Genomic DNA, 24,199 nt, shown 5'->3' with positions numbered 1-24,199 from the left:
AAGGCGTTCTCAGCTTCGCTTGCCGGGCGTCGTCCCCGCCCGGCGGAGCGCATCCGCGAGGGCGCCCCCGGTCTCCGCGGGTGGACCGGAGCGCATTCGCTTCGGGTCCGGCGCCGGTTCGCCGGGGCGCCGCACCGGCGAGCCGGGCTCGATCGGGTCGTCGAGCCGCATCGACAGGGCGATGCGCTTGCGCGGGACATCGACGTTGAGCACCAGCACCCGGATCACCTCGCCGGTCCGGACCACCTCGGCGGGCGATGCGATGCGACGGCGCGCCATCGCCGAGATGTGGACGAGCCCGTCCTGGTGGACGCCAATATCCACGAAGGCGCCGAAGGCGGCGACGTTCGTCACGACGCCTTCGAGCTGCATGCCGGGGCGGAGGTCGCCGATGCTCTCGACACCCTCCTCGAAGCTCGCGGTCTTGAAGGCGGGGCGCGGATCGCGTCCGGGCTTCTCCAGCTCGCTGATGATGTCGCGCACGGTGGGGGTGCCGAAGCGCGCATCCGCGAAGGCTTCGGGGGAGAGCTGGCTCAGGGCCGCAGCGTTGCCCAGCAGCACACGGATGTCGCTCTTGGTCGCCTGCAGGATCCGGCGGACCACGGGGTAGGATTCCGGGTGGACGCCCGAGGCGTCGAGGGGATCGTCCCCGCCCTGGATGCGCAGGAATCCGGCAGCCAGCTCGAACGTCTTCGGGCCGAGGCCCTGGACCGCTTTGAGCGCCGTGCGCGTCCGGAACGCGCCGTTCGCGTCGCGATGCGCCACGATCCTGTCCGCCATCGACGTGCCGAGGCCGGAGACCTGTGCCAGCAGGGCCGGGGAGGCGGTGTTCACATCGACGCCCACCGCGTTCACCGCGTCCTCGACCACCGCTGAGAGCTGCCGCGACAGCTTCGCCTCGCTGATGTCGTGCTGGTACTGGCCGACACCGATCGATTTGGGATCGATCTTCACCAGTTCGGCGAGGGGATCCTGCAGTCGGCGGGCGATCGAGGCGGCACCGCGATGGGACACGTCGAGATCGGGCAGTTCCCGCGAGGCGATCTCCGAGGCCGAGTAGACCGAGGCGCCGGCCTCCGAGACCGTGACCTTGGCGAGCGTCAGGTCGGGATTGGCCGCCACGATCTCGGCGGCGAGCCGCTCGGTCTCCCGGGAGGCGGTACCGTTGCCGATGGCGATCAGCTCGACCTTGTGCGTGCGGCAGAGCCGTCCGAGGCTCGCGACCGCCTCCTTCCAGCGCCGCTGCGGCTCGTGCGGATAGGTGGTCTCCACCGCCACGATCCGCCCGGTCCGGTCCGCCACCGCGACCTTCACGCCGTTCCGGAAACCCGGATCGAGCCCCAACGTCGCCCGCCCGCCCGCGGGAGCTGCGAGCAGCAGATCCTTCAGGTTGCCGGCGAAGACCTTCACGGCCTCGTCCTCGGCGCGCTCGAACAGTCGGGTCCGCAGATCCTGCTTGATCCCGGTGCGGATCTTGGTGCGCCAGGCGACCCGCACGACGTCCAGCAGCCAGGCATCGGCCGGCCGGCCCCGCGCGGCGATGCGATGCCGGCTGCAGATCGCGGTCTCGAACGGGCCTGGGCGGCCGGGGTCCGATTCTTCACCGTCGGCGGTGAGGGCGACGTCCAGGATGCCTTCGCGTTCTCCGCGAAAGATCGCCAGGATCCTGTGCGAAGGCATCCGCTCCAGGCGCTCGCTCCATTCGAAGTAATCCGAGAACTTCGCGCCTTCCGCGACCTTATCCTTGCGGATCTTCGACGTTAGCTGGCCGCTCCGCCAGAAATCCGCGCGCAAGCGGCCAACCAGATCGGCATCCTCCGCGAGGTGCTCGATCAGGATGGCCCTGGCGCCCTCCAGCGCCGCCTCGGTGTCGGCGATGCCCGTCTCGGCGGACACGAACGCCGCGGCGGCGCGTTCGGGTGCGATCTCGGGCTTCGTCAGCAGCGCCTGGGCCAGAGGCTCGAGCCCGGCCTCCCGGGCGGTCTGCGCCTTGGAGCGGCGCTTCGGCTTGAATGGCAGGTAGAGGTCTTCGAGGCGCGCCTTGGTGTCGGCGGCGTCGAGGGCGGCGGCGAGCACCGGGGTCAGCTTCCCCTGGGCGCGCACGCTCGCCACGATGGCGGTGCGGCGGTCGTTGAGGTCGCGCAGGTAGACCAGCCGCTCGTCGAGCTTGCGCAACTGCGTGTCGTCGAGCCCCCCGGTATTCTCCTTGCGGTAGCGCGCGATGAACGGAACCGTCGCGCCGCCGTCGAGGAGCGCAACGGCGGCGGCGACCTGCGCCTCCCCAACCCCGAGTTCCTGGGCGATCAGCGCGGTCACGGATATCATGCGGGCTCCGACGGGCGAGGGGCGGGGCCCTGCCATAGCCTCCGCGCGGTCGGATGCAAGGCGCCGGGCGGCCGCCCCCCATTAGCGCTCGCGGCATTGCCGGCGGGGATGAAGTTCGGGACGCGCGATCGCTACGACGGATTGGCGATCGAACGCCCGAGATGCAGCAGCGCTAGCGTATCCCCAAACGCGTGCGGCGCCGTCGCCGCGCAAACATCTCCGGCGACGCTGCCCAGGGTCCGAGGCGCGAGGCTGAGCCGGTCGGCTGAGGATTCGTCGCCGCCCGTCATCACCCCGTCACCGATCGGTGCCGGAATCGGGGCGGCCTGTTCTGGACCGGCGAGCAGCCCATGCGCTTCGAGATCCGCGCCACCGACCGGACGCGCTGGACCTGGGTTCTCATGAACGAGACCGAGGAGCCGATAGCCGAGTCGCGGCGGGGCTTCCCGTCTCGGGCGCAGGCCACGGCGGCCGCGATGGCGTTCGCGCAGCTCGTTGCCCGGGCCGGACGTCATCTCGCCGGCGCTCCCCGGGCCAGCGGCTTCCTGTAGCGCGCCGGGCGTCAGGCGCGATGACGCAGCAATCCCATCACGCTCCAGCAGGCGATGAAGCAGCCGACGCCCATGGCGCCGAGGCAGCTGATGGTGCGCACCGGCTCCCCCCGGGCCAGCACGATGGCCAGGGCGAGGGGCAGCAGCAGGAACGCGAACACCAGGGTCATGGACAGCTCCGTTTGGGCTGAGCCGACCCTAGGTGCTGAATGGTTAATCAGCCCTCACGTGGGCCAATCCGACACCGCCGCGGATGTAGGGCCGGTCCGGCGACAGCGTGCGTGTCGAACAGAGCGCTCGGCTCCGAGCAACTCGGCCCGTGATGCGAGCAACCGCGTCACGGGCCGTGAAACGAGTCGTCGCCCACCTGTTCCAGCCAGGTCACGGCCTGGCCGTCCAGCCGCTCCTGGATGGCGATATGGGTCATCGCCGTCGTCGCCGTGGCACCGTGCCAGTGCTTCTCGCCGGGCTCGAACCAGATCACGTCGCCCGGCGCGACCTCCGCGACCGCACCGCCCTCGCGCTGGACCCAACCGCGCCCGAAGGTCACGATCAGCGTCTGACCGAGGGGGTGCGTGTGCCACGCGGTTCGCGCACCTGGCTCGAAGGTCACGCTCGCCATGGCGACGCGTGCGGGATCGGGCGCGCTGTGGAGCGGGTCGATCCGTACCGTGCCGGTGAACCACTCGGACGGTCCCGGGCCCGACGGCTGGCGTCCGCTGCGCTTGATGTCCATTCGATCGATCCTCCGTCGTCGCGTAAACGTCCCTCAGAGCGACCAACCGCCATCGACCGAAATCGACGCACCGGTCACGAAGGCGCCGAGGTCGGAACACATCCAAAGGACGGCTTCCGCAATCTCCTCGGGCCTGCCCAGCCGCCCGACCGGCTCGAGGTCGATCGCCTTCTGGATATCGCCACCGGTGAAGCGGTCCATCATCGGCGTCGCGATGTTCCCGGGCAGGACGGCGTTCACCCGGATGTTCGATTTCGCATAGTCGAGGGCGGCCGACTTGGTGAGCCCGATCAGGGCATGCTTGGAGGCGGCGTAGCTCGCCCCGCCCGCCACGCCCCGGATGCCGGCGCCGGACGCGGTGTTGACCACTACGCCGCCGCCCTGGCGCAGCATCTGCGCGATCTCGTGCTTCATGCACAGAAACGTGCCGCGCAGGTTGATGGCGATGATCCGGTCCCACGCGTCCAGGGCGATCCGGTGGACCGGAGCGGCCGTGTTCTCCACGCCGGCGTTGTTGAAGGCGCAGTCGAGCCTGCCGAATCGCTCGACGGTGGCAGCCACCGCGTTTTCCACGTCCTCCGGCACCGACACGTCGCAGCGGATCGCCAGCGCCTCACCGCCGCCCGCTTCGATCTCGCCGCGAAGCTGCTCCAGCGGAGCCTCCGTGCGGTCGCTGATCGCGACGCGCGCGCCCTCCTGCGCGAAGGCGAGCGCGGCGGCGCGGCCGATGCCGCTGGCTGCGCCCGTGATGAAGGCGACCTTCCCGGTGAAACGGCGCATGTCTCGATCTCTTCGCTGACCTCGATGAGGTGCTCGACGTAGACTCTGGACGGGTCGCCGGTCAGCCGTCCCTTCCTCATCGGATCGATGAGTCGAACTCATTGCCGGGTGGCGCCACCTCTACAGGCCGAGCGGTTTCACCGCGCGGATCAGGTCCAGGAGGAGGCGCAATCCCGTCGGGAGTTGGCGGCGTCCGGGATAGTAGAGGTGGAAGCCCGCGCCCGTCGGGGCCCAGTCCGCCAGCACGATGCGCAGGTCGCCTCGGGCGACGGCCGGTCCGACGCAGGGCTCCGGGAGATAGGCGAGGCCGCCGCCCGACATTGCGAGCGTCAGGGCGAATTGCGTGTTGTCGATCGTCACCGCGCCCGGAACGTCGTGCGCGAGCGCCTCGGACCCCTTCTCGAACTCCCACCGGTAGAGGCTCTCGTCGCCGAGGCGAATGCGCAAGCACCGGTGTGCCAAGAGGTCGGACGGATGGTCGGGCGTTCCATTCCGGTCGAGATAGCCAGGAGCGCCGACCACCACCCAGCGCAGATCGGCCGACAGGCGTTGCGCGACCATGTCCTGGGGCACCGTTCCGCCATAGCGGATGCCCGCATCGGCCCCGGTCTCCACGACGTCGAGCAGATCGTTGGACACCCGGACGTCGATCTCCACCCGCGGATGACGCGCTTGGAAGAGGGGCAGAACCGGCGCGAGCAGGAGCGTACTCGCATGTTCGAGCACGTTGAGGCGGATCCGCCCCGTTGCCTCTGCCGGCTCCCGGTGCCGGTTGAGCACGTCGAGGGCGCTCCCGATCGCCGCGAACGGTGCGTCGAGCGAAGCGAGCAGATCCTCGCCGGCCGCGGTCAGGGTCACGCTCCGGCTGGTGCGGTTGACGAGGCGGACGCCGAGGCGTGCCTCCATCGCCTTGAGCGCATGACTCAATGCTGACGCGCTGACGCCAAGCGCAAGGCCCGCCCGCCTGAAGCTACGGTGGCGCGCGATGGCGACGAAGGTTCCAAGGTCGGCGAGCTCGGTCCGATTGATCCGCATCGTCTTGTCCCGGCAGTCGGCGGCCACCGTTAGGGATCGCGTTCTAGCCGGGCGCGATCCGCAGCGCGCAGATCTCCGCGCCGCTCTCGTCCGTGACCCAGAACCGCCAATTCGGGCTATCCCAGAACGCTCCGCCGAGATCCTTCAGCATTTCGGCGGCGGCGACCACCGCCTGGACACGAGCCGCGTTCTGGTCGGCAAGCTCCAGACCGTCCTCGTCGAGGCTGGTCAAGTGATCCTGGTAGTGAAAGTAGTAGCGCGGCATCGGTAAACCCCCGTGCAGTTCGAGCGGGAGTCCAGACGAGTCTCTCAGCCATCGGCGCTCGTGCGGTCAGCCGACGATACTCAATCCTACCAGTAACGCAGCGCCTTGTCGCCGCCCGTGCGGCGATAGGTATCTGTGAGCGGGTGCTTCAGGACTTCGAGCCCGAAGCATCCGCGTCCCAGTATTCCAGTCCGTCATTCCCGAGCGTTGTCGTGCTCCAGCCGTACCAGCCGATCGAGTAGGGCACGGTCGTGAAGCAGCGCCATGCGTTCCTTCGGAGAAAGCCAGGCCCGAGCCTCCGTCACGGTCGCGGCCTCGCAAATCTTCGCGGTGGCCAGGGTCTGGTCTGGGTCGATGGCACCCCGGGGCCGTGACAGGCCGACGGGGAGCATGCGGGCATGGGCCTCGGCCAGCGCCGGATCGGCGTGGAGCGCGGCGAGTGCATCGGCCTCGTCGAGCCCCTGGCTGGCGTTGCGGGCCGCCAGGATGCCGGCCCGGACGGCGATCTCCGGCGGGGTCTCCTCCTCGGGTGTCGCGAGCAGGCGGCGGCGCTTGAGTGCCAGCCCGAGGCCGAGCTGACCGCTCGCCCAGGAGATCGGGATTGCCAGGACCAGACCCAGGATCGTGGGGCTCATCCAGAGGAACAGTGAGGTCGCGAGCGCGAAGGCCGCGATGCCGGCGACCAGGCCGAGCGCCGTATGCCAGCGATGGCGGGCCACGATGTCCCGCATCGGGATCGAGCCGTCGTCGCGGCGCTGCGGATTCCAGCCGGTATCGCGTCCGAGCAGGATACCCATCACCGATCCGGACTGGATCACCATGGCCACAGGCGCCACCAGGGCCGACAGCAGGACTTCGACGAGGCTCGACAGGATCAGCCGGCCGGCGCCGCCGCAGGCCCGCCGCACCGGTCCGTCGAGGAGGGCCAGGATCAGGCCCAGGAGCTTCGGGGCCAGCAGGACCGCCATGGTCAGGCCGAACAGCTGGAGCGCGCGGACGGGATCGAACCGCGGGAAGACCGGCGAAAACCCGGCGCCGCCAAAGTAGTCCGGCCGCTCCGTAGCGGTCTGCAGGACCAGCAGGATACCGACCACGAGCTGGCAGAGCCAGAGCGGGGAGGCGAGGTAGCCGGCGATGCCAGTGGCGAAGTGCTGGCGCGTGGCCGGGTGCAGGCCGGCAGCGCCGATCACCCGGGCGTGCTGCAGGTTGCCCTGCGCCCAGCGGCGGTCGCGGACCGCCACGTCGATCAGCGAAGGGGGGCTCTCCTCGTAGGAGCCGGGCAGTTGCGGGAGCATGTAGACCGCCCAGCCGGCGCGGCGGATCAGGGCTGCCTCGACGAAGTCGTGGGACAGGATGTGGCCGCCGAAGGGCGGCTTACCGGGCAGGTCCGGCAACCCGCAGGCCTGCGCGAACGCCCGTGTGCGGATGATGGCGTTGTGGCCCCAGTAATTGCCGTCGCGACCCGACCAGGCGGACAGCCCGGCGGCGATCACCGGTCCGTAGATCCGGGCGGCGAATTGCTGGAGACGGGCGAACAGGGTGTTGCGGTTGATGATCAGCGGCAGCGTCTGGACGATGCCCGAATCCGGGTCGGCTTCCATGGCGGCCGCGAGCGCCACCACGGCCGGACCGCTCATCAGGCTGTCGGCGTCGAGAACCAGCATGTGGTCGTAGTGGCCGCCCCAGCGGGTGACGAAGTCGCCGATATTGCCGGCCTTGCGGTGATGGTTCTTCGGCCGATGCCGGTAGTACAGCCGGGCATCCGGGCCGAGGCGGTGGCGCAGGTCGAGGAAGGCGCGCTCCTCGGCGATCCAGGCGTCGGCTTGCGTCGAATCGGAGAGTACGAACCAATCGAAGTGGTCGCCGAGCCCCGTGGCCTCCACGGCCTCGCGCATGGCCTCGACGCCGGCGAACGTCCGGGCCGTCGCCTCGTTGTAGACCGGCATCAGCACGGCGGTACGGGTGTGGAGCGCAGTCGGGACCGGGGCCGGGCGCGGCCGGCGCAGCAGCATCGCGAAGCCGAGCAGGCCGCTGGTGAAGGCCAGGGCGATCCACGAGAAGGTCAGGCAGAACAGCACGACCAGGACGAGCTGCAAGGCGGTCGGGCTGCCGGAGACCGACACGGTCTCGACCATCTGCCAGCCGCCATAGAAGGTGAGCGCCAGCGCGCCGCCGAACACGAACAGCCGGGCCGCCCAGGGAGTTTTTCGCGGTCGCGCCGGCCGGTGGCCGCCCGTGCGATCCCAGGTCGAGAGGTCCTGCACCGGCATCGCCAGGGGCGCCTCAGGTGGCATCGCAGCAGTCTTCTCAGGGCGCGCGGTGCCGGCATCCGGGCTGGATGCGGGCGGCGTCAACGTGGTGGTCTCGTCCAGGCGCACGGCGGGGTGTGATCCTCGGGGTGATGGGCGATTGAAAATCACGGCGTCCAGCGGAACAGCCAGGTCTCGCTGGCCCGCTCCTGTCCGCGCCGGAGCCCGAGGCGCAATTCGCTCGCCCGCTCGCTGCCGGGATCGAGCTCGAATAGCACCCGCAGGGTCCGGCGCTCGGGATAGGGGAACCGATCCTGCCGGGTGATCGTCCCGGCGGAGGCGCTGAGCGCCACCTCGATGTCCTCGGGCCGGGTCAGCCCGTCACCCTCGAAATCGACCGCGAACAGGCGCCGGTTGCCGGCGCTGCCGTGGCCGCAGCGGCTGTCCTTCACCCGGGCGAGCTCGGGGGGCAGCGGATCGGGCCAGCCCCTCGACCAGTGCTGGCGACAGAGGAAGCGCATTTCGCCGCCCTTGGCGAGCTTAGCCTTCGGGCGCCAGTAGGCGAACACGTTCTCGTTCAGCTCCGAATCGCTCGGGATCTCGAGGAGCGTCACCGCGCCCTCGCTCCAATCGTCCTGCGGCTCGATCCACAGGGACGGGCGCCGCTCCCAGTGCCGACGGTCGTCCTCGAAGTCGTCGTACGAGCGGGCGCGCTGCATCAGGCCGAAACCCTTCGGCCCCCGGTCCAGGAAGGCCGAGACCTGCAGCGCCTCGGGATTGTGCACCGGGCGCCAGATCGGCTCGCCGTAGCCGTTGCGGATCGCCAACCCCTCCACCGAGAAGGCGGCGGCGCGCAAGTCGTCCACCTTCTGCCGGTCGAGCGGACCGAACAGGTAGCTGCCCTGCATGCCGCCGAGGCCGATGTGGTCGAGTTCGGCCCGGGCGAACACGGTGCCGTCGATCCCGGCCACGGAGGCCTCGCGGCCCGGCGTCAGCGTGAGCTTGAACGCGGCGGCGGCCGATTCCGACTCGACCAGCGCGTGCACGACGATCGGCTGCCCGGGTGCGGGCGCCTCGATGAACAGGGCGCGGAACAGCGGGAACTCCTCGCCGCGGGAATCGGCCGGCCGCAGGGCCAGTGCCCGGGCGTTGATGCCGAAATCCTGGCCCTCGGCCACGAGGCGGAAGAACGAGGCGCCCTGGAACAGCGCGAAGTTCGACAGCTCGGTCCCGTCACCGAAGCGGGCGCGCAGGCGGAACCCCGAGAAGGCGGTGTCGGCGCTCAGCTCCGGCAGGGCGATGTTGGCGGCGATCAGGCTGTCCCTATCGTAGGCGATCGGCTGCACCAGCCCGTTCTCCACGACGAAGAGCGACACCGGCGTGTCGAAGATCGACCCGCGCAGCAGCGGCTCGACCTCGTAGCCGAAGTCCCGGCCGGCCCAGACCGCGCGGCCGGGCACCGGGTGGATCGCCTCGTAGGCGTCCCGGGACAGCCCCTTCAGCACCGCCGGCACGTCGTCGGTCTTCGGCGCCGCGTAGGGAGCGGAGGCCCGGGCCCGGGCGATGTCGGCGAGGGTCCCGGCCTCGAACGGCGCGCCGGCGCCCGGCAGGGTCGTCGCCGGGTTGGCGCCGGCCGGCTCGGCCGCGTGTGCGATCGCCGGCAGGGATCCCGCGGCGATACCCACGGCTCCGGCCAAAAGGGCACGGCGGGTGGGGGCGGCGGCGAATCCGTCGGCGGTGGTCATGAGGGCCTGCATCTCAGGTGTCGGAACGGTGCCTGTATACCGGGAGGCCGGCTGAACCCAGGGTTAAGCCGCGGTCCGGACGGAACGGACCCGACTCCGTTGACTTAGAGCAAGCCGGCTCTCTAATTCTCGGGACTGAATCGCACGGGGGAGGAAGCATGGGATCGTTGCGGGTCACAGGCCACGGCGTGGATCTCGGAGAGAGTCTGCGCGGCCGTGTCGATGAGCGGATGTCCGCGACTTTGACGAAGTATCTCGACTCGCACATGAGCGATTCCTGCACCGGCCACGTGACGCTCCGGCGCGACGGAACGGCCTACCGTACGGATTGCGTCCTGCACCTCGTGTCGGGGCTGACCATCGAGGCGGTCGGCGTCGCCCACGACGCGCGGTCGAGCTTCGAGCAGACCGCCGACAAGCTCGAGACGCGCCTGCGCCGCTACAAGCATCGGTTGAAGCAGCACGCCACTGGCCCCAACGATCCCGCGGCGATCGAGGCTGCCTACGCTGTGTTCGCCCCGCCGGACGAGGTGGACGAGGACGAGCCGGAGGACGGCGATGCCCACCCGCCGATCGTTGCCGAGAGCACCAAAACCCTGCAGCGCCGGACCATCGGCGAGGCGGTGACCGCGCTCGACATGACGGGATCCCCGGTGGTTGTGTTCGTCCACGCTGGCACCGGGCGCGTCAACGTCGTATACCGGCGCAGCGATGGCGCGATCGGCTGGGTGGACCCGCCGGGCGCCGTCGACTGACGCGTGTGGACCGGGAGGAACGGAGCCGGAACCGGCCCGTTCTCCGGCCCATTGATAGTCAGAGGCGTCGCCCAAGACGCCTCTGCGACGAGGCCCGTTCCGACGTGGATGGGTGACGGGGCAACGGTCGATCGATGCCAATTCTGGAATTCCTCGACCCCGAATCGGTCGTGCAGTCGCTGCGCGCGCGCGCCAAGAAGCAAGTGCTTCAGGAGCTCGCGTCACAGGCCGTGCGCCGGCTGCCGGCGCTCGACGAGCGGCCGGTCTTCGATACGCTGCTCCAGCGCGAGCGCCTCGGCTCGACCGGGATCGGTGACGGCGTGGCGATCCCGCATGGCAAGCTGCCGGGCCTCGACCGGTTGTTCGGCCTGTTCGCACGCTTCGACAAGCCGGTGGATTTCGAGGCCCTCGACGGGCAGCCCGTGGACATCGCGTTCCTGCTGCTCGCACCCGAGGGCGCGGGCGCAGACCACTTGAAGGCGCTGGCCCAGGTCGCCCGGATCCTGCGCGAGCCTGGCATGCTCAACCACATCCGCGCCGCCCGCGATGCCAGCGCGCTCTACGCTCTGCTGACCCGCTCGACGGCGCCGCAGGCCGCCTGATGCCGATCTTCCGTCTCGCCGCGATCCTCGTGATCCTCGGGGTGGCACCCGGCATCGCGCTGGCTCAGGGGGAAGCCACGTGCGGCCGAGATGTCCTGGTGGCGCAATCGATGCAGCGACAGGCCCTGGAGCAACTCGAGCAGGCGGATGGCGACGATGCCAAGAACTGCCGCGTTTGGCGCCGTCACGTCGATACGATGCGCCGGGTCGCGAGCGTCTACGGACGTTGCCTTTCGGGTTCTGAGCGCGCCCAGAGTCTCGCCCAGGTTCAAGGTTCGGATCGGGAATTCTCGGCGGCGATCAAGGCGCGCTGCGGCGCGCATTGAGGTCTGGTATCGAGAACACGCGTTCGGGTAGTGGTCGCCGCATCTGCTTCTCGCTCGAAAATCCGCCCTGTCATTCCGGGTCCGCGCAGCGGCACCCGGGATCCATAACTGAGACAGATCAAGGTTTTGCTCGGTCGGCGGCCCGGGATTCAGGGCTCGCCTGCGGCGCCGCGCAATGACCCGGTCGGTTCGATCGATCGGCCGACGAAACCTAACCGGAGAACCTCAATCGAGTCCGCGCATCATGAGCGGCTCGGCGACCATCTTCACCGGCTTGCCGCGGCCGATCAGGATCGCCGCCCGGGAGCGCTCCGGATCCTCCTCGAAGCGAGTGCGGACCCAGCTCGCCAGGAACTTCACGTATTCGGAGGCCAGAAGCCTGGCCGTGGGCGGGCTCCGCCACCAGCGGTCGGCATCCAGACCCTCGGTCACGACCGGATGCGGCAGGACGCGGTCGCTGTCCTGCAGCGCATGGTCCAGCTCGATGAGAGTGCGCGGCATGTGGTAGTTCGAAGTCACCACCGCGACGGTGTTGAAGCGGTGCGCCCGCATCCAGCGACGGGTCTCGATGGCGTTCCCGATCGTGTTGCGGGCCCTGTAGTCGAGATCGACGCAGCAGGCGATCAGGGCGCGCTGGGTGGGGTTCAGACGGGTGATCTCGTCGCGGCTGGTGCGCTCGTTGACGCCGGTGATCAGCAGGCGCCGCCCGTAGCCGCCGGCCAGCAGGTCGATCGCGTCGCCGATCCGCTGCGCCCCGCCGGTCAGCGCAACGATTCCGTCGGCGCGATCGGCCGGGCTCCGCTCGTGCCGGGCCAGCGCGCTGACGAAGATCAGGAAGCCGACGAAGAGGGCCAGGCTGCCGGCACCGGCGGCGAGGCCACAGGCCCATACGGCGAGCCGGTGCCGGGGATGGGACCGGGCCGGTACGAAGACGCGGCGCGGGAGAACCCACTCGTTCCAGGCCCAGCCGAGGGCGTCCGTCGGGTAGGGGGCCGGTGCGCGTTGCATCCGCGTGGTCATCCTCCGGAGGATCGGCGTCGAATGCGGCGGCCCGGAGGCGGCCCGATCGACCACATCCACACCGCCGCGATAACCTTTCCCAACCCTTAACGGTTTGCCGTGACCCCCTGTTTCCCGTGCATGCCCATGTTGTTACGCGCTCAGGACAGGAAGCGCCGGACGGTGATCCGCGAAACGATTCCCGTGACCAGCGAAGCGATCACGCCGATCAGGATCACGCTGGCATAACCGCGCAGCCCGACCTGGACCGCGCCGAACAGGGCTTCGACCTCCTGTCCGGCCGGGCCGGAACGGGCCGCCCGGGCCAGCAATCCGGCGATCGCGAAGGCCAGGATCGCCAGGCCGGCGCCGATCGCACCCCCGCGCAAACCCAGTCCGAAGAACCGGCGCTGGAACGCGCGGGCGATGTAGTCGTCGTCGGCGCCGACGAAGTGCAGCACCTCCACCACCTCGCGGTTGCCCGCCATGGCACCCCGCGTCGCGAATGTGACGGCCAGACCGGTGGCGACCAGCACCAGCACCACCATCCCGATGCCGATGCCCACGAACGCGTTGGCCGCCGTCGAGAGCCGTTGGAGCCAGAGCGCGTGGTCGTCGAGGCTCGCCACGCCGGGAAGCGCCTCGGTGAGGCGCGTGCGCAGGCGCTTCAGGTCCGCGCTCCGGTCGTCGGCGAGCTTGAGGGCGATCAGGCGCGGAACCGGGAGGTCCGACAGATCGAGGCCGCTGCCGAGCCAAGGTTCCAGGAGCCGCTCGGCCTCCGCCTTGGAGAAGACCCGCGCCTCGGCGATCCCGGGTTCGGACTTGGCGATGGTCTCGGCCCGGGCGACGTCGGCGTCGACCTCCCGGCCGGGGCCGGGCCGTACCTGGATCGTGACTTCCTGGGCGACGTCGCCCTGCCATTGTCCGGCATTGGTGGCGACGATCTCGGCGGCGCCCGCGCACAGGCCCGCCAGGAATGTCAGGATCGCGATGACGGCAGCCAGCGACCGCCCGGCCGCGGTGTCGGTGGGGACCAGGGCGGCGTTGCGGCGTAGGCCCGTGGGCAGGACCGGATCCGCCGGTCCGGACGCGGAGTCTGGTTTGGGCCGGGCCGTCGCGGGGGCGCTCATTCCTCGATCCGCAGCCCGCCTTCGCCCAGCACCATGCGGCGGGCGTCGACGGCGTCCATGATACCGAAATCGTGGGTCGCGATGATCACCGAGGTCCCGAGCTTGTTGAGTTCCAAGAATAGCCGCAGCAGGCGGCGCCCGAGGCTGGGATCGACGTTGCCCGTTGGCTCGTCGGCCAGCAGCAGGTCCGGACGGGCGATCAGCGCCCGGGCGATGGCGGCGCGCTGCTTCTCGCCGCCCGACAGGAGGGGCGGCAGGGCGTGCATGCGCTCGCCGAGGCCGACCCAGCGCAGCAACTCCACCACCTCGGCCCGGTAGCTGGTCTCCGACCGGCCTTGGACGCGCAGCGGCAGCGCCACGTTCTCGTACGTGGTGAGGTGGTCGAGAAGGCGAAAATCCTGGAACACGACGCCCATGCGCCGCCGCAGGCCGGTTAGCGCCTTCGCGGATATGCCGCTGACCTCCTCGCCGAAGATCGAGACGAGGCCGCGGGTCGGACGCACCGACAGGAGGATCAGGCGCAGCAGCGTCGTCTTGCCGGCGCCCGACGGGCCGGTGAGGAACTGGAACGAGCGGGGCGCGATCCGGAAGCTCACGTCCGACAGCACTTCCGGCCCGAGGCCGTAGCGCATGCCGACATTCTCGAACTGCACCACCGGCCGCTCCGCGCCTGGCAGCAGGCTCTTCATGCTCGCCTGTACGTTCAAAGCCGTGCCGGGTTTCGCCGATCCATGATGCCGAAATCGCCGGATGGGCGGGCGTTTTCAAGGCCGGTCAGCTTTCACTGACGCTTAACCCTGTTCGGGCACGCTTTCGCAACTGATTTTGCCGTCCGGCTCCGGCCGGGATGATCGGACGCGGGACTCGATCCCGGACGGAACCTGCCCGCCCGACCGGAGGCGAGCGCCCTGAGCGAATGGCTTGCGTATGCTGATCGTCTGCCCGAGCTGCGCCAGCGAATACCGGCTCGATGCCGGCAAGGTCGGCATGGAGGGCCGTTCGGTTCGCTGCGCCGCCTGCCGCGAGACGTGGTTCATCACCCCCGCCGACGTGCTGGCCGGCCACGAGGCCGAGTTGGCCGAGCGGGCCGAGGCGGAGCCCGATCCGGTCGCCGACGCAGCCTGGCAGGAAGCCTCCGCCACGGTCCGGGCGGCAACCGACGCGCCTGATCCGCCGCGGGTCCGCCGGCGCGCACCGCCGCGGGCCGACCGAGCCAAGGGCTGGCGCAGCGTGCAGGGTCTGTCGCCGTCCCTGGCCGTCGGGCTGACATTGCTGGCGGCGGTGCCTCTGATCTGCCTCGCCCGTGACAGCGTGGTCCGTGCGGTCCCGCAGAGCGCCGCCCTGTTCGCCCGGGTCGGTCTGCCGGTGAACCTCCGCGGCATAGAGATCCGCGATGTCGTGGCCTTCAGCAATCCGTCCGAGGACGGCCGTCCGGCCGAGCTGGTCGTCGAGGGCGACCTCGTCGGAATCGCCCGGACCGATGTGCCGGTGGCGACGTTGAGCGCCGAGATCCGCGACGCCGCCGGACGCGTGATCCGGTCCTTCCCGGTCGCGCCGCCGCGGGCCGTGCTCGGGACGGCCGAGACCGCGCGGTTCCGTGGCACGCTGATAAGCCCGCCCGCCTCAGGCCGGGCCGTGGTGCTGCACTTTGCCGATTCCGAACCGGCGCGCGACGACGCCCGAACCCCGACCGGCGGTCATTGAAGAGAATCGAAGTTGGCTACGGTCGGCCGGGCGTCGGATCGATCGACACCGTGCGTGGGGACGCCGCCGCGGGATTCTCTTGGCAGCCATTGACTTGCGGACCCGTCAGGACGGCAGACCAAATCCATCTGCCCGGCGTTCTCTGTCGTCACCCCGGAACGATCCGCACATCGCACGGCCTGCGGCGGCGCTAGATCTGTCTCCGGTGCCGCTGCCACGGACAGGATCAGTCGGTGGCGAAGAACGGCTGATCCTGATCTCGTCGTCCGGGTAGCGCGCGCGAGGGATGCCATGTGACGAGATTTGGGCGGCAGCGGTAATCTGTAACGGTCGGCGGTTTTCGAAACTCGTCGAGGGTTTCTCGTCGAATTTCAGCTGACGCAACGGGGCGTTTAAAGTTTGGAAAGTGTTTCCTTCCGCCGCGATCGGCGTCGGAAGGAAGCTGTTGCTTGCCTATTGCCTCTTGAGAACGGATCTGAAACTCTAGGTCTGCTGTCGTACGGCGAGCGATCGCCAGCACTCGAATTTAAGGTTGTGGGGCGGGTCCGCCGTGGTTGCCAAGAAAACCGTCCCGATCTTCTTCGGAACGACAGATGCCGTCGAGCCGAAACAGGCGTTCGACTATTGGCGCAGCACCGTCATGGCTGGCACCGACCTCGAACGACTTGACTCGGAGGTTCCGTTCGCAGCCTCGCGCATGGTCGCGGCATCCCGCCACGGATCGATTTTCCGGACGATCAGCCAACCCTTCAGCCTGGAGCGCAAGCCGCACCACGTCCGCGGCGACGGTCGGGACGAGATGGGCATCATGCTGGTCACCCGCGGCCGCGGCTACATCGAACAAGGCAACAACGGCGCGCTGCTCAATGCCGGCGACATCACCTTCCAGACCTGGGGACGGCCGGGCGGCGGCGGGAGCCTGTCCGACTACGAGGAAATCCGTCTCGCCGTGCCGCGTGCGACCTTCCTGGCGCATATCGGCAACGTCGACGACTTCGCCGCGAGGAAGTTCGCCGCCGGCCCCCTGAACGAACTCTTCGCGGCCTATCTGCGCGCGTTCGCGGGGTCGGTGGAATCGATGTCGGATGCCGAAACCGGGATCGCGGTCGAAGGTGCGCTCCACCTGCTCCGGGGTGTCATCAACGGCCAGAATGCCCGCGCGGACAACGAATTGTCGGCCAACGCGCTGCGGTCCCTGGCGCTGGCGCGGATCGAGCATCGCCTGCACGATCCGACGTTCGGCCCGGATGCCCTGGCAGCCGACCTTCGTATCTCCCGCAGCCGCCTCTACGCCGCATTCTCCGGCGGAGAGGGAATCGCGGCGACGATCCGCGACGCGCGGCTCGACCGGGCCCACGACCGGATCGTCATGATGCGCAGGGCCGGGGTCCGGGTGTCGTCGATCATGGCGACCTGCGGCTTCACCGACCCGGCCGCCTTCAGCCGCGCCTTCCGACAGCGCTTCGGCTTCTCGCCGCGCGACCTCCTCGCCCAGGCTGTCGCCTGAACGGGTCCGGGCCGCCATGACGCTGTCCGCGAGGGTGCGGTCGGACACGGTGACGGGCGACGGCCCGGTTCATAACCGTAGCGCGGCTCGAGGCGGCACGATGCGCTGCTTCCTGCGTCGGTGAAGCCGATAGCGGACCGCCGAGTACGATTCCCACCGGGGGAGCACACGTCACGCGGCGGGTTGTCGGCGGGATCGGGCGTTGCGAGGCGAGGGCGCCGTGAGTGTCGAGGCGAAGGTCCCCATCTTCATTCAGACGACGGATGTGGTCGGGCCGAAGCATGCGTTCGCATATTGGCGGGACGCGGTGCTCAGCGCCGCGACCATCACGCCGTTCGATCCGGCCGCCGCCTTCTCGGCCAGCCGCACGGTCGCGCCCTCCGCGAGGGGGACGCTGCTGCGCACCGTCAGCGCGCCGGTCGGCGTGGATCGCACCGCGCGTCATATCGGCCGCGACGGGCACGACGACATCGCGATCATGCTGGTGGCGGCCGGGCGAGGCTTCATCGAGCAGGGCACCAACGGCGCGATCCTGGGCGTCGGCGATGTCGCCTTCCACGCTACGGGCAAGCCCGGTATCGCCGGCAGCAGCGTCGGTTACGATGAGATCCGCCTCTCGGTGCCCCGCGCCATCTTCGCGGCGCAGGTCGGCGACCCGCAGGATCTCATCGGCACGAAGCTGAGCGCCACGCCGTTGCGCGGGCTGCTGAGCGCTCATCTCGACGCCTTCGCGACCTCTGTCTCCGGCATGTCGGAAGCCCAGGCCGGTATCGCCATCGAAGGCGCCCTCCACATCCTCCGCGGCATCGTCCATGGGCGGCGGACGACCGAGGACGGTGAGTTGTCCGCCGACGCGGTGCGCTCCCTGGCCCTGGCCCACATCCAGCGCTGCCTGCACGAGCCCGGGTTCGGCCCCCTGTCGCTGGCCGCATCCCTGCAGATCTCCCGAAGCCGGCTCTACGCGGCCTTTTCGGGCGGGGAGGGGATCGCGGCGACGATCCGCGACGCACGGCTGGACCGCGCCCACGACCGCATCGTCATGATGCGGACGGCGGGCGCCCGGATCGCATCGATCATGGCGAGTTGCGGCTTCACCGACGCAGCCGCGTTCAGCCGGGCCTTCCGGCAGCGCTTCGGTCTATCGCCCCGGGATCTGCTCGCTCAAGGGAAGGGATGATCAGATCCGCCCGGCCTGCGAATCGGCGACCGGCTGTGCCGTCGCCGTCGCCCCGCCGGCGGCCGACCGGGTCAGGCCCGCGAGGCGCTGCGCCATTCGGATCCCGGTGATGCCTATCCGCGCGAGCCGGATCTGGCCCGGCAACTGACGCGGACCGATCGGCCGGTACGCCAGACGCGGGCTGGCGCGCTCCGCCTCCGCGATGGCCTGACCGAGGGGGAGCTCGGCGATCCGGACGGCCTCCGCCCGGTCGATTCCGATGGCCTGCGCCCAAGCGTCATTCCTCCGCAGGCTGCCCGAGCCGTGCAAACGCCGGAACCGCCGCCGCCAGAGATGACGGCGCACCACCCGCGGAAAGGTCTCCATCCGGGCGTCGCAGAGCGCGTCCGGCTCCTCGCAGCGGGAGCGGATCGTGTCGGCCACGCCGCCAGGAGCCCGGCCGGTGAGCCGCGCCGAGATCGTCACGCAGACATCGGTGGCGTGCCGGACCCGCAGGCCGTGCTCGATCAGCCGCGCGATGAACGCACCGTCCTCACCGAGCGGGATCTCCGGCATGCCCCCGACCGCCCGGTAGGCGTTCCGGGTCACCGCCAAGGTCGCGCCGATCGCGGTCCGGTGGCAGGGCCATGGGTCGTTCGGGTCCGGATCGATCCGCGCTTCAGCCTCGGTGATCAGGGCATCGTAGATGTCCTCGAGGCGCCCGCGGGCGGGGAGGGATGGCGGCAGGAGCGCGGCCTCCGCGGCGTCGAGTTCGACCCGGCCGGCGACCGCGTCGGCGCCGGCCTCGATGGCGGCGCGGTTGCGGGCGACCCAGTTCGACGGGACGCGGCTGTCCGCATCCGTCGACAGGATCATCCCCGTATTCCCCGCATCCCCGAGCCAGGCGGCGGCGAGATCCATGGCCTTGCGCCGTGCCCAACCGGCATGCGCGCCGGAAAAGTCCTCGTTCGCGACCCGTACCGAGATCGACAGGGTCGGCACCAGCCGATCCACGAGGGCGTCGGTGCCGTCCGTGCAGTTGTTCAGGAACAGGACGAGGCCGAGGCTTCCGGGGGCGAGCCCGACCTGCGCGTCGATGGCCCGGAGGCAGGCCTCGATCCGCTCGACCTCGTTGCGCACCGGGATCGCGATGATCGCGGAGGGCGTGGAATCGGCTGGCTGGGTGGTGCGCGTCACCGGGGCGGTCTCCGTCTGGGCCCGCACGGATGGGACCGGACGCGGGCCTCCCGGCTATGCCCGACGCCGCCTGAACGAAACCGGAAAGCGCAGCACCGCCCGGATCGATCGATCAGAGGGTCTTTTCGAGCAGGCCCTCAATCCATTCCGGCTGGGTCTCGCCCACCGAGCGGCCCATCTCGGTCTCGCCCTTGTAGGCGATCAGCGTGCTCTGCATCCGCACATTGAGGCGCCGCAGCAGCTCTTTCTGACTGTCGAAATCGACATCGAAGATCTGGAGATCCTTGAAACGCGGCTCCCCGGCGAGCTTGGCCAGGATCGGCTTCTGTGTCTTGCAGATCGGGCACCAGGGGGCGCTGACCTCGATCAGGATCGGCTTGCCGCTCTTCTGCGCCGCCTCGAACGACGCCGCCGAGAACGGCATCGTCTCACCGGCAAGGGCCGGCGACAGGCTGGCGGCGAGGGCGAGACAGGCGAGCGCAAGCGCGGCGCGTCGGCTCTTCATGATGCATTTCCTCCGGCGCCAGGGCCTTGATGGTCTTTCGGCGTCCTCCCCGGTGTCGTTACACGATGGGGTCCGGAACGCGGCGCCGAAGGTGGGATCAGGCGCCGGCGCGTTGTCACATCATCGAGAGGCATCGCCCGATCGGTCCTGTTCGATCAGATCCGCGATGTCCTGCGCGTCCACGGCGTCCATCGGACGCCGGATCCGGAGTGCCCGCGTGGCGACACCGGCCCGCATCACCAGCACGATGGTCTCCATGTCGGGGCAGCCGGGATCCGCGCAGGCGATCTCGTTCACGGCCAGCGCGTCGGCCTCGCTCAGGCCGAGCGCAACGATCAGCTCCTGCTTGAGACGCGCGGCGATCCCGGCACGCTCCGCCGAGCGCGTGCGCCACGCTTTCAGACTCACGAAAGCCATGCCGAATGGTTTTCCCTGTGGCGAACGCGGCAGTACTATGCCCGTCTTTTAGAGGGTGCGACGCGATTCGACCGATTACGAGCCGATCGTGTTGCGCCTTTCAGGGCGGGTCAAGCAGTCGGCCCCCGTTCATGACCGAAACAAACGTCGTGCTCGACCGTAATGCCTGCGCGCGCGCAGAGGACATGAAAACTTGCGACCCTGGCGAGACGGACCGGGTGACCGGCGAAGCTATCACCACGGGAACCTCAAGGAGGCCCTGATCGAGGCCGCGCGCCGGTTCATCGCCGAGCGCGGGATCGGCGGATTCGCGCTGGTGGATGCCGCCCGCCTGGTCGGGGTGACGCCGGCCGCCCTCTATCGGCACTTCCGCGGCCGCGATGCGCTGCTCGAAGAACTGGCCGGGCGCGGCTTTGCGGAACTCGCGGCCCGGCTGGCGAGGGCGCTGACCTCCCGGGGTACGCCCCTCGAGCGCTTCACCCGGATGGGCGAAGCCTACCTCGCCTTCGCCGAAGAGGAGCCGGCCTATTACGCGGCGATCTTCGAGACCCGCGGCGCCGTGGCCGAGCCGTCCGAGACGGAGGCGGGGGCGCCCGGCCGCCCATCTCCGTTCGACCTGCTCGTCGAGGCGCTGCAGGCGACCTTCGCGGACGGGTTCGGGGGCGTGGCGCCCCGGTTCATCGCCCTCGAGGTCTGGGCGCTGGCACACGGCATCGCGACCCTGTCGGCCGCCGGGCACCTGCCGCGGGGACCGGGCTTTCCGGACAAGTACGAACTCCTGCGCGCTGGCGTGCTGGCGCTGGTCCATGGCGTTGCGCAACCAGGTGAACGAGCCCGGTCTTGAAAGCGCGCCCCGGCACCCGCATGTTAACTCCGTTCACATGAGCAGCGGAGCCAAGCCGTGACCACGCAATCTTCTTCCCCCTGGGCGACCGGCAAGCTCTGCCGCTCCGGCCCATTCCCCCGTCGGTCCCTCGAAATCGGCGCGATCGTCGTCGGGTTCATCTACTGGTGGCCGGTCGGCCTCGCGCTCGTCGCCTGGAAGATCGCCGGCTATCCCGCCTTCTCGGAACTGCGCGACGCCGCACGCCGGGGCGTGGCCGGCTTCGAGGGCAGCGGACGCTCGGCCTCGCGCTTCGCCCGAACCTTCGAGGCCGCCAACCGTGGCGGAACCGGCAATGCGGCGTTCGACGCCTATCGCCGGGCCGAGCTCGATCGGCTCGAAGCGCAGCGGAAGGCCCTGGAAGACGAGAGCCGCGCCTTCACCGACTTCGTCGAGGAGCTGAAGCGGGCCAAGGACCGCGAACAGTTCGACGCCTTCATGGCCAAGCGCCGCGGCGAGGGCGGCCAAGACCGCTCCTACACGGCCTGAACGCGAGCCAGATGCGGGGCCCGGCCGGACGGCTGGGCCCCGTTTTTATGAGGTCTCAGGCTGCCCGCACCGTATCGAGGAAGCGGGACACCTCCGCGGTGAGATGCTCGGATTGCCGCGACAGCTCGGAGGCCGCGCCGAGCACCTGCGCCGCCGATCGTCCTGTCGCCTCGGCAGCCTCTGCGACGCCCGCGATGTTGCTGGTGACCTCGCCGGTGCCGATCGCGGCCTGTCCGACGTTGCGGACGATCTCCTGCGTCGCCGCGCCCTGCTCCTCGACGGCGGCGGCGATCGAGGTCGCGACGGTGCTGATGTCCTGGATCCGCCCGGTGATCGACCCGATCGCCGTCACGGCCTGTCCGGTCGATCCCTGGACGCGGGCGATCTGGCCGGCGATCTCCTCGGTCGCCTTGGCGGTCTGCTCGGCCAGCGCCTTCACCTCTGACGCCACCACCGCGAAGCCACGCCCCGCATCTCCCGCGCGGGCCGCCTCGATGGTCGCGTTGAGCGCCAGCAGGTTGGTCTGGCCGGCGATCGACGAGATCAGCCCGACGACGTCGCCGATCCGGGCCACGGCACCGCTCAGTTCGTGCACCAGCGCACTGGTCTGCCCGGCCTCGTCGGCGGCTCTCTGGGCCAGCTTGGCCGATGCGTCCATCTGCCGGCCGATCTCCTGTACCGACGAGCCCAACTCCTCGGCGGCCGCAGCCACGGTGTTGACGTTGCTGGCCGCCTCCTCGGCTGCGGACGCGACCGCGCCGGATTGAGCCGATGTCTGCCCGGCCATGGCCGACAGCGCGCTCGCGGTGGTCTGCAGTTCCGTCGCGGAGGACGAGACCTGACCGATGATGCCGCCGACCGCCTTCTCGAATTTCTCGGCCATCTCGCGCATGCCGGCCTTGCGCTGCTCCTCGGCGGCGGCACGTGCCTGCGCGGTCTCGGCCTCGAGAGCGCAGGTGCGGATCAGGTTGTCCTTGAACACCTCCACGGCCGCCGCCATGGCGCCGATCTCGTCGTGCCGGTCACGGGCCGGCACCGTCACGCCGGTATCGCCGCCGGCGAGCCGGGACATGATCTCGGTCATCCGCTGGATCGGACGCGAAATCCGAAACAGGGAGAAGGCCGCCGCCGCGAGCGCCGCGATGACCGACAGGATGACGTTGCCCCAGGCGGCCGCGGACGCGGTCTTGGCCCGATCCACCGCCTCGTCGACCTCCCGGGTGGCGTTCCGTTCGTTCAGGGCGACCAGACGCGAGAGCGAGGCACGCGCATCGTCGTAGATCTTCACCGTGTCGGGTCCGCCGAGCTGCGCGAGCGCCTCGGCCTGCTTGCCGGAGGCGATCAGCCGCCGCATCGCGCCGTCGATCTGCTCATAGCGGCTCCATAGGGCGGCGAACGCGTCGTAAAGGCCCCGCTCCTCGGGCGTGGAGATCAGGCGCTCGTAGGTCTTGCGCCGCTCGGCGAGCTGCGTGAGCGTCACCGCGAGTTGCGTCTCGCCGGCCCTGAGGCTGTCGGGATCCTTGGAGAGGGTTATCAGGCGGAATTGCTTGATCCGCACCTCCGAGGCCGCGACCTCGACTTCGTTGATCCGCGACACTGACGGAAGCCAGTTGTTCGCGACCTTCGTCATCGCATGCCGAATGTCGGTTAGCTCGATAATCGATAGACTACCCTGACCTGCCGCAATAACGGCGAACAATCCAAATATCGCTGCAAGCGTCGTCTTGAGTGAAACGGTGAGGCGCATGGCTTTGAACCGATACCGCGGTGATGGCGCCAGCTAGCAGACCGGGTGTGTCTTTGAAAAGTCGTTCGAAAATGTTTGAGGGCAGTTTATGTTTCAAGTGGGCGTAAGTTTGTTTCGCATATTATAGAACAATCATGACATTGAGTTTGTATATTTGGCGGTTAGATCAAGGAAACAAATCAAGGAATTTATAGTTCGATCGAATAGTGATCACATCACGCAAAAATGAGCGTGGGTTTCTGCCGCAACCGGGGACGATTTTGTGAGGGTCGGGCGCGCATGCGCGTCGTCACCCGACCGCTGCCCCGTGCCGATGTAGTTCCGGGGTCCGGTGAACGCGTGGCCTCGATCGGGTTCGAATAGGTGTATTCGCGCCGTGTCACGTTGCGCCCCGGCGCTCGCTCCGGCATTCCTGCCCCTCTGGGGTGGAGGGATGTGCGATGCCGGCGAGTCGGGTCACGGTGGTCGATCACCCCCTGGTGCAACACAAGCTCACCTATCTGCGGGACAAGAACCGCTCGACCAAGGGGTTTCGCCAGCTGCTGAACGAGATCGGCATGCTGCTCGCCTACGAGGTGACCCGGGACCTGCCGCTGGAACCGGTTACCATCGAGACGCCGATCCAGCCGATGGAAGGCCGACAGATCCAGGGCAAGAAACTGGTCTTCGCACCGATCCTGCGGGCGGGCGTCGGTTTCCTCGACGGGATGCTGTCGCTGGTGCCCTCGGCCCGGGTCGCCCATGTCGGGCTGTACCGCGATCCCGAGACGCTCGAAGCGGTCGAGTATTATTTCAAGGCCCCGTCCGACCTCGCCGACCGGACCGTGCTGGTGCTCGACCCGATGCTCGCCACCGCGAATTCCGCCATCGCGGCGCTCGACCGGCTGAAGGCCCGGGGCGCCTCCGACCTGCGTTTCGTCTGCCTTTTGGCCGCCCCGGAGGGTCTGGCGAAGTTCCAGGCCGCGCATCCCGACGTCCCGATCTGGACGGCGGCGATCGACAGCCATCTGAACGACCACGGCTACATCGTACCGGGCCTGGGCGATGCGGGTGACCGGATGTACGGCACCCGCTGATCGAACAGCCCCCGGCTGGG

The 24,199-nt window shown here is 69.4% G+C and carries 25 protein-coding genes; 10 read left to right on the top strand and 15 right to left on the bottom strand.

The features are described from left to right. Positions 1-9 precede the first annotated feature (9 nt). A complete protein-coding gene (locus FV233_RS04055; protein ID WP_147896671.1) occupies positions 10-2,325 on the bottom strand; it encodes a Tex family protein in 2,316 nt (771 codons plus the stop codon). Positions 2,326-2,675: 350 nt separating this feature from the next. Between FV233_RS04055 and FV233_RS04050 the strand changes: the two genes are divergently transcribed. Then, complete coding sequence (locus FV233_RS04050) at positions 2,676-2,876, top strand: hypothetical protein (protein WP_147853379.1); 201 nt, start codon at positions 2,676-2,678, stop codon at positions 2,874-2,876. 11 nt (positions 2,877-2,887) lie between these two features. Here FV233_RS04050 and FV233_RS30145 read toward each other — a convergent pair whose 3' ends face one another. The 7 genes from FV233_RS30145 to FV233_RS04020 form a co-directional block, all read right to left on the bottom strand. Next, positions 2,888-3,046 carry a hypothetical protein gene (locus FV233_RS30145; RefSeq protein WP_187277628.1) on the bottom strand — a complete coding sequence of 53 codons (159 nt, stop codon included), beginning with the start codon at positions 3,044-3,046 and terminating at the stop codon, positions 2,888-2,890. Positions 3,047-3,213: 167 nt separating this feature from the next. Further along, positions 3,214-3,612, bottom strand: a complete 399-nt coding sequence (locus FV233_RS04045; RefSeq protein WP_147896670.1) for a cupin domain-containing protein — start codon at positions 3,610-3,612, stop codon at positions 3,214-3,216. A gap of 33 nt (positions 3,613-3,645) precedes the next feature. Beyond that, positions 3,646-4,392, bottom strand: a complete 747-nt coding sequence (locus FV233_RS04040; RefSeq protein ID WP_147896669.1) for a glucose 1-dehydrogenase — start codon at positions 4,390-4,392, stop codon at positions 3,646-3,648. A gap of 120 nt (positions 4,393-4,512) precedes the next feature. Then, complete coding sequence (locus FV233_RS04035) at positions 4,513-5,427, bottom strand: LysR substrate-binding domain-containing protein (RefSeq protein ID WP_147896687.1); 915 nt, start codon at positions 5,425-5,427, stop codon at positions 4,513-4,515. Between the two features lie 43 nt (positions 5,428-5,470). Next, positions 5,471-5,692 (bottom strand): hypothetical protein, encoded by a 222-nt coding sequence (locus tag FV233_RS04030; RefSeq protein WP_147896668.1) that lies wholly within the window; start codon positions 5,690-5,692, stop codon positions 5,471-5,473. A gap of 194 nt (positions 5,693-5,886) precedes the next feature. After that, the gene (mdoH, locus tag FV233_RS04025; protein ID WP_281407991.1) at positions 5,887-8,046 is read right to left on the bottom strand and encodes a glucans biosynthesis glucosyltransferase MdoH; all 2,160 of its coding nucleotides are present in this window, start codon (positions 8,044-8,046) and stop codon (positions 5,887-5,889) included. Positions 8,047-8,108: 62 nt separating this feature from the next. Then, positions 8,109-9,698, bottom strand: coding sequence for a glucan biosynthesis protein D (locus FV233_RS04020; RefSeq protein WP_246689898.1), 1,590 nt, complete (start codon positions 9,696-9,698; stop codon positions 8,109-8,111). 146 nt (positions 9,699-9,844) lie between these two features. Between FV233_RS04020 and FV233_RS04015 the strand changes: the two genes are divergently transcribed. The 3 genes from FV233_RS04015 to FV233_RS04005 all read left to right on the top strand — a co-directional run bounded on the left by FV233_RS04015 (position 9,845) and on the right by FV233_RS04005 (position 11,369). Continuing rightward, complete coding sequence (locus FV233_RS04015) at positions 9,845-10,441, top strand: HPF/RaiA family ribosome-associated protein (RefSeq protein ID WP_147853104.1); 597 nt, start codon at positions 9,845-9,847, stop codon at positions 10,439-10,441. Between the two features lie 134 nt (positions 10,442-10,575). After that, complete coding sequence (ptsN, locus tag FV233_RS04010; protein ID WP_147853105.1) at positions 10,576-11,043, top strand: PTS IIA-like nitrogen regulatory protein PtsN; 468 nt, start codon at positions 10,576-10,578, stop codon at positions 11,041-11,043. Continuing rightward, positions 11,043-11,369: a hypothetical protein gene (locus FV233_RS04005; protein ID WP_147853106.1), complete on the top strand. Its 327-nt coding sequence runs from the start codon at positions 11,043-11,045 to the stop codon at positions 11,367-11,369. Before ptsN ends, FV233_RS04005 begins: the two co-directional genes overlap by 1 nt. A 225-nt stretch (positions 11,370-11,594) precedes the next feature. Here FV233_RS04005 and FV233_RS04000 read toward each other — a convergent pair whose 3' ends face one another. The 3 genes from FV233_RS04000 to ftsE all read right to left on the bottom strand — a co-directional run bounded on the left by FV233_RS04000 (position 11,595) and on the right by ftsE (position 14,187). After that, positions 11,595-12,377, bottom strand: a complete 783-nt coding sequence (locus FV233_RS04000; protein WP_147853107.1) for a YdcF family protein — start codon at positions 12,375-12,377, stop codon at positions 11,595-11,597. A 152-nt stretch (positions 12,378-12,529) separates the two neighbouring features. Continuing rightward, a complete protein-coding gene (locus FV233_RS03995) occupies positions 12,530-13,498 on the bottom strand; it encodes an ABC transporter permease (protein WP_147853108.1) in 969 nt (322 codons plus the stop codon). Next, positions 13,495-14,187, bottom strand: a complete 693-nt coding sequence (ftsE, locus tag FV233_RS03990) for a cell division ATP-binding protein FtsE (RefSeq protein WP_147853109.1) — start codon at positions 14,185-14,187, stop codon at positions 13,495-13,497. The genes FV233_RS03995 and ftsE overlap by 4 nt, the downstream gene beginning before the upstream one ends. 238 nt (positions 14,188-14,425) lie before the next feature. Here ftsE and FV233_RS03985 point away from each other — a divergent pair, with 238 nt between their 5' ends. From FV233_RS03985 to FV233_RS03975, 3 genes are all read left to right on the top strand, one after another. Next, complete coding sequence (locus FV233_RS03985; protein ID WP_147853139.1) at positions 14,426-15,202, top strand: zinc-ribbon domain-containing protein; 777 nt, start codon at positions 14,426-14,428, stop codon at positions 15,200-15,202. 550 nt (positions 15,203-15,752) lie between these two features. Continuing rightward, on the top strand, positions 15,753-16,709 hold the full coding sequence (locus FV233_RS03980) for a helix-turn-helix domain-containing protein (protein ID WP_147853110.1): 957 nt from the start codon (positions 15,753-15,755) through the stop codon (positions 16,707-16,709). Positions 16,710-16,929: 220 nt separating this feature from the next. Next, positions 16,930-17,886, top strand: coding sequence for a helix-turn-helix domain-containing protein (locus FV233_RS03975; RefSeq protein ID WP_147853111.1), 957 nt, complete (start codon positions 16,930-16,932; stop codon positions 17,884-17,886). Here FV233_RS03975 and FV233_RS03970 read toward each other — a convergent pair whose 3' ends face one another. The 3 genes from FV233_RS03970 to FV233_RS03960 form a co-directional block, all read right to left on the bottom strand. Then, entirely contained in the window at positions 17,887-19,062 is a 1,176-nt protein-coding gene (locus FV233_RS03970) for a glycosyltransferase (protein WP_147853112.1), read from the bottom strand. A gap of 112 nt (positions 19,063-19,174) precedes the next feature. After that, a complete protein-coding gene (locus FV233_RS03965; protein WP_147853113.1) occupies positions 19,175-19,567 on the bottom strand; it encodes a thioredoxin family protein in 393 nt (130 codons plus the stop codon). Positions 19,568-19,687: 120 nt separating this feature from the next. Next, positions 19,688-19,984, bottom strand: a complete 297-nt coding sequence (locus FV233_RS03960) for a hypothetical protein (protein WP_147853114.1) — start codon at positions 19,982-19,984, stop codon at positions 19,688-19,690. A gap of 193 nt (positions 19,985-20,177) precedes the next feature. On the opposite strand from FV233_RS03960, the gene FV233_RS03955 reads away from it, so the two are divergent. Both FV233_RS03955 and FV233_RS03950 read left to right on the top strand, forming a co-directional pair. After that, entirely contained in the window at positions 20,178-20,828 is a 651-nt protein-coding gene (locus FV233_RS03955) for a TetR/AcrR family transcriptional regulator (protein ID WP_147853115.1), read from the top strand. Between the two features lie 57 nt (positions 20,829-20,885). After that, positions 20,886-21,356 (top strand): DUF2852 domain-containing protein, encoded by a 471-nt coding sequence (locus tag FV233_RS03950; protein ID WP_147853116.1) that lies wholly within the window; start codon positions 20,886-20,888, stop codon positions 21,354-21,356. A gap of 55 nt (positions 21,357-21,411) precedes the next feature. Here FV233_RS03950 and FV233_RS03945 read toward each other — a convergent pair whose 3' ends face one another. Then, a complete protein-coding gene (locus FV233_RS03945; protein WP_147896666.1) occupies positions 21,412-23,103 on the bottom strand; it encodes a methyl-accepting chemotaxis protein in 1,692 nt (563 codons plus the stop codon). A gap of 440 nt (positions 23,104-23,543) precedes the next feature. Here FV233_RS03945 and upp point away from each other — a divergent pair, with 440 nt between their 5' ends. Next, positions 23,544-24,179: a uracil phosphoribosyltransferase gene (gene upp / locus FV233_RS03940; RefSeq protein WP_147853118.1), complete on the top strand. Its 636-nt coding sequence runs from the start codon at positions 23,544-23,546 to the stop codon at positions 24,177-24,179. Positions 24,180-24,199 lie beyond the last annotated feature (20 nt).

It is taken from the genome of Methylobacterium sp. WL7 (assembly GCF_008040085.1).
In the GTDB taxonomy this organism is placed as follows: Bacteria; Pseudomonadota; Alphaproteobacteria; order Rhizobiales; family Beijerinckiaceae; genus Methylobacterium; species Methylobacterium mesophilicum.
This window is presented reverse-complemented; position numbering and strand designations above follow the sequence as displayed.